Source organism: Mucilaginibacter sp. BGA-UO-ETr-C110 (genome assembly GCF_059567985.1).
Window position 1 is genome coordinate 6012879 of record NZ_JCAQPB010000002.1, and the last position, 13641, is coordinate 6026519.

Here is a 13641-nt window from a genome sequence, read left to right on the forward strand (position 1 = left end):
TAAAGGTATGTTATGCTGATAAGCCGCATTTATAAATTAAAAATTATTGATAAGATTGTGAATACCTTGAGATATTATGTCCCGGGAGAATTTGCAAACAATGTAAACCGATGTGCATTTCCAATTAGTGCATGCAGCAATTGTTAATAAATAGCCTTATGATGAAGAATTATGCTTTAGTAGTCTGGATGTTTGTTCTTGTTACATCATCTGCATTTGGGCAGCAAAAATTTAATGGGCTCGATGTAAACCTCGGAAACATTTACCGTTTGTCTGATGCTAAAACCCGGTCAATAAGTCCGGAGAATTTTAACGGCGAAAAAGGTAAAGGTGGCATGGCCACAACCGGAACCGGCGCCAATGCTTCCCGCGATCTGGGACAAACCTGGAAAGTGAGCCCAAGTGTTATTATCAAAAAAGGAACCACCTATACCGTTGCCGAAATTGATGGCCAAGGTGCTATCCAGCACATTTGGATGACCCCAACAGGGAACTGGCGCTATTCTATACTTCGTTTTTATTGGGACGATGAAACTACGCCTTCTGTAGAAGTACCCGTAGGCGATTTTTTTTGTATGGGCTGGGGTAAATATGCGCCACTGCAATCACTGGCTGTGGCGGTTAATCCGGGCAGTGCTTTTAACTGCTACTGGCCTATGCCTTTTCGTAAAAAATGCCGTATCACCATGGAAAACATCGACGACCGCGACATGGTGCTTTATTACCAGGTCGACTATACACTCACTCAAGTACCCGAAGATGCTGCCTATTTTCATGCGCAGTTTCGGAGGGTAAATCCATTACCCTATAAAAAGGACTATGTTTTGGTTGATAGTATTCAAGGCAAAGGCCAATATGTGGGTACTTACCTGGCCTACGGCTCCAACAAGAATGGCTGGTGGGGCGAAGGCGAGATCAAATTTTTTATGGATGGCGATACCAAATTCCCTACGATAAACGGTACGGGAACTGAAGATTATTTCTGCGGATCATATGATTTTGATACCCATCATAAAGATGCCAATGGCAAAGAAGAAGATAAAACCGAGTACACCGAATTTTGCAGTCCGTACAGCGGCCTGCACCAAGTGATCCGGGGTGATGGTCATTATAATATAGCCCAACGCTTTGGTTTATACCGCTGGCACATTGCCGATCCTATACGGTTCGAGAAAAGTTTAAAGGTTACCATCCAGGCCTTAGGCTGGCGACACGACGGACGTTATATGCCTTTACAGGATGATATCGCCTCTACAGTTTTCTGGTACCAGAGCGGGCCGCATGGCCCTTTCCCTAAGTTCCCATCACGTGATGAATTAGAAGTTAATTAATGTTATTTTATAGATCTAGCTCATGAAATTATATAAAATAGCAAAAGGCATCTTACTGGAACATAACGATTCGGCTTACATTATTGATGATGAATGGGACAGCCTCATCAACCGTGATGACCTGGCCGGATACCTTCAATTGATATCTGCTGACACCACTCCCATCAATGCTGAAGTAAAGGACGAACACCTAAATGGAAAAATATTACCGCCAATCGGCAGCCAGGAAGTTTGGGCAGCCGGTGTCACCTATTTAAAAAGCAGGGACGCCCGGATGGAGGAGTCTGAAAGTTCTGGCGGAGCGAGTTTGTACGATAAGGTGTATGATGCCCCACGCCCCGAATTGTTTTTTAAAGCCATAGCGCAGCGGGTTGCTGGAGCTGGCGCCGAGGTTTATATCCGTAAAGACTCGGAATGGAACGTGCCCGAACCGGAACTTACCTTGTTTATCAATTCCAAAGGAAACATACAAGGTTATACCATTGGTAATGATATGAGCTCGCGAAGTATTGAAGGCGAAAACGCTTTGTATCTGCCGCAGGCAAAAATATATGAAAAGAGCGCTGCGCTTGGCCCTTGTTTGCTGGTAGCAACAGAGCCCATTGCCGTGGAGTCGGGTATTAAAATGCTTATCAAACGTAATGGAGAAACGGCCTATCAGGATGCCACCACTGTATCGCGGATGAAGCGATCATTGACTGAACTGACCGGCTATTTATACAGTGAATGTGATTTTCCCGTAGGTGCATTTTTAATGACAGGTACCTGTTTGGTGCCACCACCTACCTTTACCCTGCAACCGGGCGATGTAGTTGAAATTACTATCGACGGTATTGGTACACTGGTTAATACCATCGCTTTAAATCCAAAACATAAATGATCATCGTATGAGAGTCGTTAAAACTTTATTCTTTGCTTTATTGATAGCTGGTTTAAATGCATGCAACTTACAGACAGCTCCACCTCTGGCTGCTAAAGGCACTTTTGGTTACGACCTGCAGTTTTTAAAAGCAAAGGATAGTGTTGTTGTTTTAAAGAGCGATAATGGCAAAGGACAGATCATCGTTTCGCCCAAATACCAGGCTAAAGTATTTACATCAACCGCTGATGGCTTAAATGGTAAAAGCTTTGGCTGGATAAAATACGAAACTTTTAGTGCCAAACAATTGGACGCCCATATGAATGCTTATGGCGGTGAAGACCGCTTGTGGCTTGGCCCCGAAGGTGGCCGGTTCTCTTTATTTTTTAAACCAGGCGCCAAAATGGAGTTCGATAATTGGCATACCCCGCCGGCTATCGACAATGAAAGCTGGGACCTGGTTTCATCAACCGGTAAAAAGGCCAGCCTGACAAAAAACACCAGCATACAAAATTATGCGGGTACAACATTATCCATCAAACTACAGCGCGACATTGAAATATTAGAACCCTCGGCTATCAAGCAAATGTTAGGGATCGATGATTTGGATAGTACCGTCAAATCTATGGGCTTTACTACGTTAAACACCATTACCAACAGTGGTACTACCGCCTGGGATAAAACAGCAGGAGCGCCCTGTTTGTGGAGCCTGGATATGTTTACCCCTTCGCCAAAAACGGTAATTATTGTGCCTTACAAAGAGGAGGCTACAGGTAAAGTCGCCACCACCAATTACTTTGGGGAGATACCTAAAGACAGGATAGTATACAACAACGGAACCTTATTATTTAAGGCCGATGGCAAATCGCGCGGTAAACTGGGGATCCCGCCCAACCGGGCCAAAAACAGGATAGGCAGCTATGATGCTGCGAATAATGTTTTAACTATTGTACTTTTTGATCTGGACGATAAAGGCGATTATTTAAACCAGGAATGGAAACCGGATACAGCACCCTTTACCGGTGATGCCGTTAACGCCTATAATGACGGTCCGTTGGCAAATGGCAGCCAGATGGGGCCATTTTATGAACTGGAAAGCGTATCGCCCGCTGCATTTTTAAAACCCGGCGAAAAATTATCGCACAAGCATAGTGTATTTCATTTTATGGGTGATATCAATGCCCTGGATAAGATAGCGTTGAAAACACTTGGTTTCTCGCTTCATGATAAAACCCACAACATTTAAATAAATATTCAAAACCTAATTATTAAACCCATTACAACCACCCGATGACCAAGAACAACAATCTGTTTGCCGTAGCCCTGATCACCTCCCTGTTTTTTATATGGGGCTTTGCGCTCAATCTTAATCCTATCCTTATCCCGCATTTGAAAAAGGCCTGCCAATTGAGCGACCTGCAGTCGTCACTGGTTGATTCAGCCTCTTACATAGCCTATTTCTTGTTACCTATACCAGCCGCCCAGTTCATGAAACGTTATGGTTATAAAGGAGGTATATTATTAGGCTTGATCTTGTTTTCGGTTGGGGCATTTTTGTTTTATCCAGCCTCTATAGTGCGTAATTATGCTTTTTTCCTGGGCGCGCTATTCATCATATTTTCGGGAGCTGCTTTTTTAGAGACAGCCGCGAATCCCTATATTACCGCCCTCGGCGATCCGGATGGAGCTACGCAGCGCATCAACTTTGCGCAATCATTTAATGGTTTGGCGGCAGTTCTGGCTCCACTTGTTGGTGGGGTGGTTATTTTATCGGGCAAAACTTTAACAGCAGCGCAGGAGGCAGCTATGTCACCGGCGCAATTAAATGATTATTTAAACAAAGAAGCCTCATCGGTACAAACACCTTTTATCATCATTGGTGTGGGCGTACTCATTGTAGCTATACTTTTATACAGAACACACTTACCCCAGATAACTGAAGAAGGCGAAGGAATGGAGCATCATGAAAGTCTGTCGCTTTTTCAAAGGATGAGTTCCCTCTTTAAAGAAAAGAATTTACGGTTTGGCGTAATCGCGCAGTTCTTTTATGTAGGCGCACAAGCCTGTGTGGGTAGTTTCTTCATCCGTTTTTCTGAACGCGTGGCGGGGATGGATGAAAAATCAGCAGCCTATTATTTAACAGCTGGAATGTTCGCGTTTTTGGCAGGCAGGGCTATCGGTACATTTTTAATGACATTTATTAATCCTGTAAAACTGCTGGCCATTTTTGGTATTACCAATGTAATACTGATTGTGGTATCTGTTTTTCTGCATGGCAAGTTCCCGGTATTTGCGTTGATAGGTGTTGAGTTTTTTATGTCGATCATGTTTCCTACCATTTTCTCCTTGAGCATCCGGGGATTGGGCGCCAAAACAAAGGAAGGCTCGTCATTGGTGATCATGGCTATTGTGGGCGGGGCTGTTTTTCCTCCCATTATGGGCCGCTTGTCCGACTTAACCAACATACAAATCGCCTACCTGGTACCGGCAGCCTGCTTTTTGTTTGTGTTTTATTTTGCCATAAAAAATCTGAAAGTAAAAGAGGTGAAACTTTCCGTTTCCCATTGATCAATATTGGATAATTATAATATATAAAGATGAATTTAGAACTCACTGATAAGGTAATTATAGTAACCGGTGGTGCAAAAGGCATTGGCGAAGGGATTGTAAAAGTGCTGGCCAGCGAAGGTGCCATACCGGTCATAGTAGGCCGTGTAGAGGCGGATAACCTGAAAGCGGTACATGCAGTAGAAGCAGCGGGCGGGAGAGCTTTCCAGGTAGTAGCTGAACTGACGGATCCTGCAGCAAGTGAAAACGCTATTAAGGCTGTGGTTGCCCAGTTCGGCCGTATTGATGGTCTGGTGAATAATGCCGGTGTAAATGATGGTGTAGGTTTAGAGAGTGGTGATTATGAAGGCTTTATGGCTTCGTTGCATAAAAACGTTGTGCATTATTATTTGATGGCGCATCATGCTTTACCCGAACTAAAAAAATCAAAAGGAGCGATACTGAATATCACCTCCAAAACGGCAGATACCGGTCAGGGCCATACTTCCGGGTATGCGGCATCAAACGGGGGGCGCAATGCCTTAACCCGCGAATGGGCTGTTGAATTATTGAAATATGGCATCAGGGTTAACGCTATAGTGGTAGCCGAATGCTGGACCCCGTTATACGCTAACTGGATAAAAACACTCCCGGATCCGGACGGTAAATTGCGCGAGATTGAATCCAAGATACCGTTGGGTAACCGCATGACCACCGCCGAAGAAATTGCCAGTACCACGGCATTTTTATTATCACCGCGCTCAAGCCATACCACCGGGCAACTTATTTATGTAGATGGTGGTTATGTGCATCTGGATAGGGCATTAGCCAACGCCTGATAGCCTAAGGCAGCAGCAGAATTTCAGGAATGTGAACCCTTTGATCTTGGAAACGAGTTATACCCGGCCCTAAGATCAAAGGGTTTCATTTTAACTTATTTTTATAATTTTAAGATATAAACTATTGGAGTGGTTTATACTTTTAACCAATAAGAACCTGGAAATATAATAGTCCTTAACTATTAACTGCTACCTTATCGATATGAAACGAAGTTTACCTGTTATCCTGTTTTTATTACTAACCGGCTCCTGCGTTATGGGCCAGGGTAGTGACAGCCTTTTAACCCGGCTCAATAGCATACTCGAAAAAAAGAAGGACTTTGACGAGGCTAAACTGGCCAGGATAGCCGACCTTAAAAAAGAGCTGCTTAATGTAGGTAATACCAGTCTGGTATCGAAATACAATATCTACCTGGAGTTGTATAACGAGTACAAATCATTTAACTATGACGAGGCTTTTAATTATGCTCAAAAACTGCAGCAGGTTGGCCATTTGTTAAATGATCCCACAAAAATAGCATACAGCCGAATTAAACTGGGGTTCATACTGCTATCCTCAGGCATGTTTAAGGAAACTTTCGACTCCTTAAAAACAGTAGATGTTAAATTGCTGGATACCACTGCCCGCCGGGAATACTACTTTTTAACAGCCCGTACCTATTATGATCTGGCCGATTTTGATAAGGATAATTACTATACACCAATTTACAACAGCCGCGCCGAAAAATATATAGACTCGGCTACCTGGTTATGTGCCGGCAATTCGTTCGACTACATTTATTATAATGGTTTAAAATATTTAAAAGCCGGCAGCATCAATAAGGCTGTAGACAATTTAAAATTGCTCATAGATAAATACCGGTTAACCGACCATCAATTTGCGGTCACCGCTTCAACCCTTAGCGATATATACATACGCAACAATCAGCCCGGTACCGCTATAAATCTGCTGATACAGGCTGCTATGGCCGATGTAAAATCATCCACCAAAGAAGCCGCGGCCATGACCAACCTTGCCCAACTGCTGCATCAGCAGGGGGATGTGAAAAATGCCTATGTATTTATTAAAGCCGCTATGGACGATGCTGTTTACTACGGAGCCCGGCAGCGCAAAATACAGGTAAGCGCCGTTTTACCCATTATAGCAGGCGAACAGATAAGCTATGTAGAACAACAGCGTAAAGTGTTATTCTTGTACGCGTTGTTGTTAACCGTGCTGGCTATCATTGTAGTGGTATTTGCTGTCATTATTTACAAACAACTGCAAAAACTGAAACAGGCCGACAAGCTGATCCTGGAGACCAACCACAATTTGCAGGAAAGCATCAAAAAGTTGAACGAAGCCAACCGGATAAAAGAAGAATATATCGGCTACTATTTTAACCTGATAGCGGAGTATATTAATAAGCTGGATAAGTTTAAACGATCGGTTGACAATAAGCTAACCACCAAACGTTTTGATGATATCCGTACCCTGGTGAATAATATCGACCTGGTTAAAGAACGTGAAGAGCTGTTTGTTAATTTTGATAAGGCTTTCCTTAAATTATTTCCCAATTTTATTATCGATTATAATGCCCTTTTCAGTAAGGAAAACCATGTAAAGCTTTTACCTAAACAGCTGCTCAATACCGATCTGCGTATTTTTGCCCTGATACGCCTGGGGATCACGGATACCGAAAAAATAGCCCACATACTGGAATACTCCGTTAATACCATCTACAATTACCGAACGCGTATCAAAGGAAAATCAAACATTGCCAATGACGAATTTGAACACAAGATCATGGCTATCAAAGCAATTTGACCCCAAAATAGTTTATACATAATTTATATTTTAAAACCGCTATATTCCTTTAATTTATTGATTAATAATGAATTAAAATTAAATTTCTGGATTTGATTTATATTCTGGTTATGAAACTTGATGGCACTGCCCTAATCTGTTCTATTTGGTTGTATTATTCAGAACAGTTAATCACTAATGAGAAAAATAACCATTCTATTGTTAAGCCTTGCCATTTTAATAACTACCTGTGCAGGGCAGGATAAAAATATAAGCGCAACGCTTGAAAAAGTGAAACTCGATTTTTCGCTTGATGCAGGCGGTCATCCGCAATATTCGGTTTTTTATAACCAGCAGATAATTATTAAACCTTCGCGCCTGGGCATAAAGTTACTTAACGATGCCGCTTTTGACGGCGGTTTTGAAATAAGCGGTACGGAGCAAAAAAATGTTGATGAACTATGGAAACCTGTTTGGGGCGAAGTTAGCATCATCCGCAACCATTACCAGCAGCTGTTGGTACATTTAAAACAAAAACAAGCCCCGGGCAGGTTGCTGGATATTGTTTTCCGGGTGTTTGTAGATGGCGTTGGGTTCCGGTACGAATTTCCGCAGCAGCCTAACCTCCGGTATTTTACGGTAACTGATGAACTCACCCAGTTTAGCCTCACCGGTGATCATAAAACCTTTTGGATCCCGGGTGATTATGACAGTAACGAATATTCCTACACCACTTCAAAGATCAGCGAGATAGATAATTCTAAAATGGTGGCTGCCTCTACCGATATAGCGGTACGTGTAGCACCTGATAAATACGCCGTGCAAACCCCCTTAATGATGAAAACAGATGCCGGTTTATACATCAACATACATGAAGCCGCCCTGGTTAATTATACATCGATGCAGTTGCATGTGGATAAGGCCAATCTGCAGTTATCTGCAAGTTTAGTACCTGATGCGGTAGGTAACAAAGCCTATATGCTGGCTCCTTGTAAAACCCCCTGGCGTACCATTATTGTGAGCGATAAAGCAGCGGATATCCTGTCGTCAAAATTGATATTGAATTTGAATGAACCCAGTAAAATTGTGAATACTTCATACATCAAACCCATGAAGTTTGTAGGGGTTTGGTGGGAGATGCAAACCGGTAAAAGCACCTGGAACTATGCCAACAGCATGACTGATGTTGATGCCGAGGGTAAGCTAAAACCCAACGGCAAACATGGGGCAAACACTGCCAATGTAAAACACTATATTGATTTTGCCGCTAAAAATGGCATCCAGGGGGTACTGGTTGAAGGCTGGAACCGTGGCTGGGAAGATTGGTTTGGCAACTGGAAAGAGGATGTATTTGATTTTGCCACGCCTTACCCTGATTTTGATGTGGCAGAAATTAGCCGCTATGCCGCCTCAAAAGGGGTAAAGATGATCATGCATAATGAAACATCGGGCTCGGCAACCAGTTATGAGCGGCAAATGGATACGGCTTTCCGTTTTATGAATAAGTTTGGATACCCGGCGGTAAAAACCGGTTATGTAGGCAGGATCATTCCCCGCGGTGAGCATCATGATGGGCAATGGATGATAGAACATTATGTGCGTGTAGCTCAAAAAGCCGCCGATCATCAGGTTATGCTGGATGCACATGAACCGGTACGCCCTACCGGCTTGCAACGTACCTATCCAAACTGGCTGGCGAGTGAAGCAGGCAGGGGGAATGAGTACAATGCCTTTAGTAATGGTAACGCGCCTGAGCATGAAACCATTATGCCATTTACCCGCCTGATGGGTGGCCCGATGGATTATACCCCGGGCATATTTAAACTTAAAGGATACTCAGATGTACCCGGCAGGCAGGTACATACCACGCTTGCCAAACAGTTAGCGCTATACGTTACCATGTATAGCCCCCTGCAAATGGCGGCCGATTTGACTGAGAATTATGAACCGCACATGGATGCCTTTCAGTTTATTAAGGATGTAGCTGTTGACTGGGATGATACCCGCATTGTAGCCGCAGAACCCGGCGACTATATCACCATTGCCCGCAAAGAAAAAGGAGCAGCCAACTGGTACATCGGTGCTATTACCGATGAGAATAGCCGCAAGGCCAGTATTCCGCTTGACTTTTTGGATAAGGGTAAAAAGTATATAGCCACCATTTATGCCGACGCGGATAATGCCGATTGGAAACTTAACCCGGAGGCTTACCAGATCCATTCATACCTGGTAAATTCAACCACCAAATTAAATATACAATTAGCCAATGGGGGCGGTGCGGCCATTAGTATAAAACTGGCCCCGGCCGATGTTAAAGGACTGAAAATATATAAATAAACCTAAATCAATTCAACTAAAAAGCCATACGCAAATAGCGTATGGCTTTGTTTGTTTACCACAATTTGCGGTAAACTAATTGTATAATGTTCAGGTTGGTTGCATTTTGGTTAAGCTAAAGCGTAAAGGCCTTTAAATAAATCTGAGCGTATTCGCCCCAGTTTTTCATTACAGATGACAGTGTTGTATTCAAAGATTTATTATTTACCGCTTTGCCCTTTTTGGGTGGCACCAAGGCTTTATCTTCAATCGGTACATCGGTTACTTTAGTTGCAAACCAGGTAACATTTTCATGTGGGAGTGCCACACCTAATATCATCCCTGGTAAGCCGTTAAATAATTCAGGTCCGCCGGATAGGGGGATCTCATCCGTATAAAAAGCTACCACATAGATAGAATCAAGTACCAGGGCATTAGCGCGGCGACAGCTATAACCTGCAATTTCGCGGGTTTCGCTGGTGATCTTCCAGTTTATCTTCCGGGTACTGTCTTTTACCAAAAAGGTTTCTTCAAATACTTTTTTCTGGTTGGTAACCATACTGGCGGACAGATCGGTAAAAACAGTATTTACCTGTCCGGCCATTGGACTGTCGCTAAAAAAACCTCCGGTAACAGTTTCGGGTTCAATAGGTGTAAACAGGGTTTTGTTGCTACCAAAAGTCATGGTGCTTTTTAACACTTTGAATTGTTTTTGCGTTTTTTTATAGGAATCAAAAGCCGGGCGCAGGAAGCTTTCATTATCCTTGGTGATCTGTTTTTCGAAAAGGGCATACATGTTTATCGTTTTTTCAAACGTAATGGTACCATTTTCGGTAAAGTGTTTGTTTTGAGCAAACAGCCTGTCGCTGCCAAGCGCTAACAATATGGTGATGGTTAATATGATGTATTTCATGTGATTATTTTTTAGGTGCTCCACCGCCCATGTGATTAAAATCCCAAACAAGCGAAAGCATAAAGTATCTTTTTATAGCGGTGTACCGTTCCTGGGTTAGGAGGTTGGCCGATCCTGTACGATTATAACCAACATTCTGGTTCAGGAGGTCGTTCCCGGATATGGATAATTTAAGGCTTTCATCTTTCATAAATGATTTGGTGATACTGGCATTCAGGGTAGTGCGCCTGAAATCTTCGCTAACGGATTGTGTAGCCGCGTTATATTGATAATTAGCGTCGGTACCTATCTGGAACTTGGCTGGCAGATAAACGTTAAAGCCCGCGTAGCCATTAAACCCGCTCCCGTTGTTATTGATCAGTGGTTGTAACGATTGGGAGTTTACCGTATAGGTTGGGCCTGCACCGGCCCAAAAATCATATTTCTTTTGCTTGTATTTTGATAACCTGAAGCTGGCAGAGTAAGTGTATGATTTGGTTTCGTTCAGTTGGGTATTGCTGAGGTTAAAATAATTGTTGCCGTTCATGTTTAAGCCAAGGCCCGCGTTAATATCCACCTTGGGTATTTTTTGATCAAAGTAGGCATTAAAGTACATGTTGGAGGTTTGATGCCCTTTAAGGTTTGATGATTGATACGTACTTGCGCCGGTTGCATCATCGGTAGTTACGTTGCTTACAATGGGGTTAATGGTACGCGAATAAGAGCCACTTATCCAGATGGATTGCCCGCTGATAACCTTGTAAGAGTTGTAACTGGCACTGATGCGGTTGGTAAACGATGGTTTAAGATCGGGATTGCCAAGTGTTATGTTTAGTGGATCGGTATTTACCCTTACCGGTTGTATCTGGTCAATAGAGGGTTGTGAGGTATTACCATTATAGTTTATCCGGAACGATTGCTGTTGCGAAAATTTGTATTGAAAACTGGCTTGCGGGTACCAGTTCACAAAGTTGCGGGTAAGCGTATTATTGGTAAACTCGTCTATTTGCTTAAAGTTTACGGTAGATACCTTTGAACCGAAGTTGATGATCGTTTTTTTCTTTTTATAATTGAAGATAGCCCCAAATTGGTTTGATAACTGGTTGAGTTTGAAATTATTACTCAATGTGTTATCCAATACGGTATACTCCCCGGAAGCATCTTTATCAAACGAGCGCCTGTCTGACCGGCCGTTGTTAATGTTGAGGCCATAATTTACAACCAGCGCGAGCGCTTTGGTAAAGGGCTCTGAATAAGTAATATTGGTGTTGAGAATAGAACTTTCGCTCAGCCCGGTTTTATACTGATCTATTTTTTGAGTACTGTCTATACCGCCCTGTTTGCCATAAAAATCTATTTCGGATTTTAAAAAGCCATTTGTTTTATTTTGATTATAGGCCTCGGTGATATTTACAGAAAAGCTACGCCCTACTTTTTTGAATTTCTTATTATAAAATACACTGGCATTGAATATTTTTTGATCACCATTATTAATAACGCCCCTGGTGTTCTTATTCAGCAAAGTATCATTGCGCAAGCTTGTAGTATTATAATCACTATTGGTAATGGAACTTTTGGTGGTACCATCAACAGATACTTTAAGGTTGGACGAGGTATCGATCTTCAATTGATAGGTGGCATCCAGCTTTTGCCTGAACATATGATTGTGGAAAGTTTGGTCGCTATTGCTGTTTAAAACAATTGCCGGTTGATCGTTAGCCCCCGGCAGGTTATTTTGGGTTTGCGTATTGCGGGTACCATCAACGTTTAAAGAGCCTATTTTATAATTGGTATTGATCGATTCTTTGTCGCTGTTCCATTTGGTATCATAATGAGCGCCGCCTGACCGGGCAAGCGGGATACCCTGGCCATTGTACTGGCCGCTAAATGAATCCAATCCATCATCACCGCCACCGCCATAAAAATAGACATCGCCATTGTCACCAAATTCCAGGCCTCCACCCGAATTGCCGTACTTTGAATTATCCTCCCAGCCTAAACCTGTTTTACCAGTATTGCCGATGGTACCATAAAGCGAAAATTTTTGTTTACCCTTAAACCGGTTAAACATCAATTGTTCCTGGTAATATTTATCGGTGCCGCCTTCTGCATCTATCTTGCCGAAGTAGCCATTCTTCTTATCCTCCTTCAGTTTTATATTGATGGTCTTGTTTTTTACGCCATCATCGATACCGGTAAATGCAGCCTGATCGCTCTTTTTATCGTATAGCTGCACCTTATCAACCATATCGGCACGCAGGTTTTTGGTAACCAGAGTAGGGTCATCCCCAAAAAACTCTTCCCCGTCAACCAATACTTTGCTTACCGTTTGCCCCTGGGCTGTAATTTTGCCATCCTTATCCACTTGTATACCCGGTAGCTCTTTAAGCAGGTCTTCCACTTTGGCATTGGGCTGTACGGTAAATGCGGCGGCATTAAATTCGGTAGTATCGCCTTTTATTTTAACAGCTGCTGCTTTAGCCTTAATGATCACTTCGGCAAGCAACTGGGTTTTCAGGATCATCTTAATACGACCAAAATCATGCGTGGTATGTGCCGAATCCAGGGTGAAGCGATCAACATAATCGGCATAACCTGGATAAGTTATCAGTAATATCAGCTTTCCTTTTTTAAGATTGTTTATTTCAAAGTTGCCTTCCTTTACCCGGGTAAATTTCTGGAGAATAGAATCCTTGGCATTTAATACGCTGACGGTAGCATTGGTTAGTTTGGAACTGGAGGCGGTATCAGCAACCGAACCTTTAATGGAATAAGTATTTTGCGCGAATACCGAAACCGTACTTAAACAAAGTATTATAATTAGTGTAGGTATTGTGATTTTCATAAGGTTCTTTATGGAAACCAAGGTATAACTAAAACTTTAGTATTCAAAAGGTTTTGGTAAATTAACATGTGGATTTAACATTTATTAACATTTGGGGTTATAAGTGGTTGATTGTTAATGATATTTAAATTGAATGTTTTTGTCTACTTAGGGTCCTCTGCAAGAGATCTGAGACATAAAGTTGGGTTTACACTGTAAAGCCATTATATGATATAAAATACAGTTA

Annotated in this window: 9 protein-coding genes; 7 read left to right on the plus strand and 2 right to left on the minus strand. The window is 42.5% G+C overall.

Features of this window, described 5'->3' with window-relative positions; genetic code table 11:
• The first annotated feature begins 158 nt into the window (after positions 1-158).
• From AC57BQ_RS25980 to AC57BQ_RS26010, 7 genes are all read left to right on the plus strand, one after another.
• Positions 159-1331 carry a glycoside hydrolase family 172 protein gene (locus tag AC57BQ_RS25980; RefSeq protein ID WP_496409018.1) on the plus strand — a complete coding sequence of 391 codons (1173 nt, stop codon included), beginning with the start codon at positions 159-161 and terminating at the stop codon, positions 1329-1331.
• A gap of 22 nt (positions 1332-1353) precedes the next feature.
• A complete protein-coding gene (locus AC57BQ_RS25985; protein WP_496409019.1) occupies positions 1354-2211 on the plus strand; it encodes a fumarylacetoacetate hydrolase family protein in 858 nt (285 codons plus the stop codon).
• 7 nt (positions 2212-2218) lie between these two features.
• Complete coding sequence (locus AC57BQ_RS25990) at positions 2219-3436, plus strand: DUF6786 family protein (RefSeq protein ID WP_496409020.1); 1218 nt, start codon at positions 2219-2221, stop codon at positions 3434-3436.
• A 44-nt stretch (positions 3437-3480) separates the two neighbouring features.
• Positions 3481-4758, plus strand: a complete 1278-nt coding sequence (fucP, locus tag AC57BQ_RS25995) for an L-fucose:H+ symporter permease (protein WP_496409021.1) — start codon at positions 3481-3483, stop codon at positions 4756-4758.
• Between the two features lie 29 nt (positions 4759-4787).
• Positions 4788-5576, plus strand: a complete 789-nt coding sequence (locus AC57BQ_RS26000) for an SDR family oxidoreductase (RefSeq protein ID WP_496409022.1) — start codon at positions 4788-4790, stop codon at positions 5574-5576.
• Between the two features lie 202 nt (positions 5577-5778).
• A complete protein-coding gene (gene susR / locus AC57BQ_RS26005; protein WP_496409023.1) occupies positions 5779-7383 on the plus strand; it encodes a SusR family glycan utilization regulator in 1605 nt (534 codons plus the stop codon).
• 177 nt (positions 7384-7560) lie between these two features.
• Positions 7561-9699 carry a glycoside hydrolase family 97 protein gene (locus tag AC57BQ_RS26010; protein ID WP_496409024.1) on the plus strand — a complete coding sequence of 713 codons (2139 nt, stop codon included), beginning with the start codon at positions 7561-7563 and terminating at the stop codon, positions 9697-9699.
• Positions 9700-9814: 115 nt separating this feature from the next.
• Here AC57BQ_RS26010 and AC57BQ_RS26015 read toward each other — a convergent pair whose 3' ends face one another.
• Positions 9815-10591 (minus strand): GLPGLI family protein, encoded by a 777-nt coding sequence (locus AC57BQ_RS26015; RefSeq protein ID WP_496409025.1) that lies wholly within the window; start codon positions 10589-10591, stop codon positions 9815-9817.
• A gap of 4 nt (positions 10592-10595) precedes the next feature.
• Positions 10596-13415, minus strand: coding sequence for an outer membrane beta-barrel family protein (locus AC57BQ_RS26020; protein ID WP_496409026.1), 2820 nt, complete (start codon positions 13413-13415; stop codon positions 10596-10598).
• Between the last annotated feature and the right edge of the window lie 226 nt (positions 13416-13641).

Bases quoted from the DNA above. Each gene is read 5' to 3' on its own strand.
- AC57BQ_RS26020 (WP_496409026.1), bottom strand. From the start codon at position 13,415: ATGAAAATCACAATACCTACACTAATTATAATACTTTGTTTAAGTACG.
- AC57BQ_RS25985 (WP_496409019.1), top strand. From the start codon at position 1,354: ATGAAATTATATAAAATAGCAAAAGGCATCTTACTGGAACATAACGAT.
- AC57BQ_RS26000 (WP_496409022.1), top strand. From the start codon at position 4,788: ATGAATTTAGAACTCACTGATAAGGTAATTATAGTAACCGGTGGTGCA.
- susR (WP_496409023.1), top strand. From the start codon at position 5,779: ATGAAACGAAGTTTACCTGTTATCCTGTTTTTATTACTAACCGGCTCC.
- AC57BQ_RS26015 (WP_496409025.1), bottom strand. From the start codon at position 10,591: ATGAAATACATCATATTAACCATCACCATATTGTTAGCGCTTGGCAGC.
- AC57BQ_RS25990 (WP_496409020.1), top strand. From the start codon at position 2,219: ATGAGAGTCGTTAAAACTTTATTCTTTGCTTTATTGATAGCTGGTTTA.
- fucP (WP_496409021.1), top strand. From the start codon at position 3,481: ATGACCAAGAACAACAATCTGTTTGCCGTAGCCCTGATCACCTCCCTG.
- AC57BQ_RS25980 (WP_496409018.1), top strand. From the start codon at position 159: ATGATGAAGAATTATGCTTTAGTAGTCTGGATGTTTGTTCTTGTTACA.
- AC57BQ_RS26010 (WP_496409024.1), top strand. From the start codon at position 7,561: ATGAGAAAAATAACCATTCTATTGTTAAGCCTTGCCATTTTAATAACT.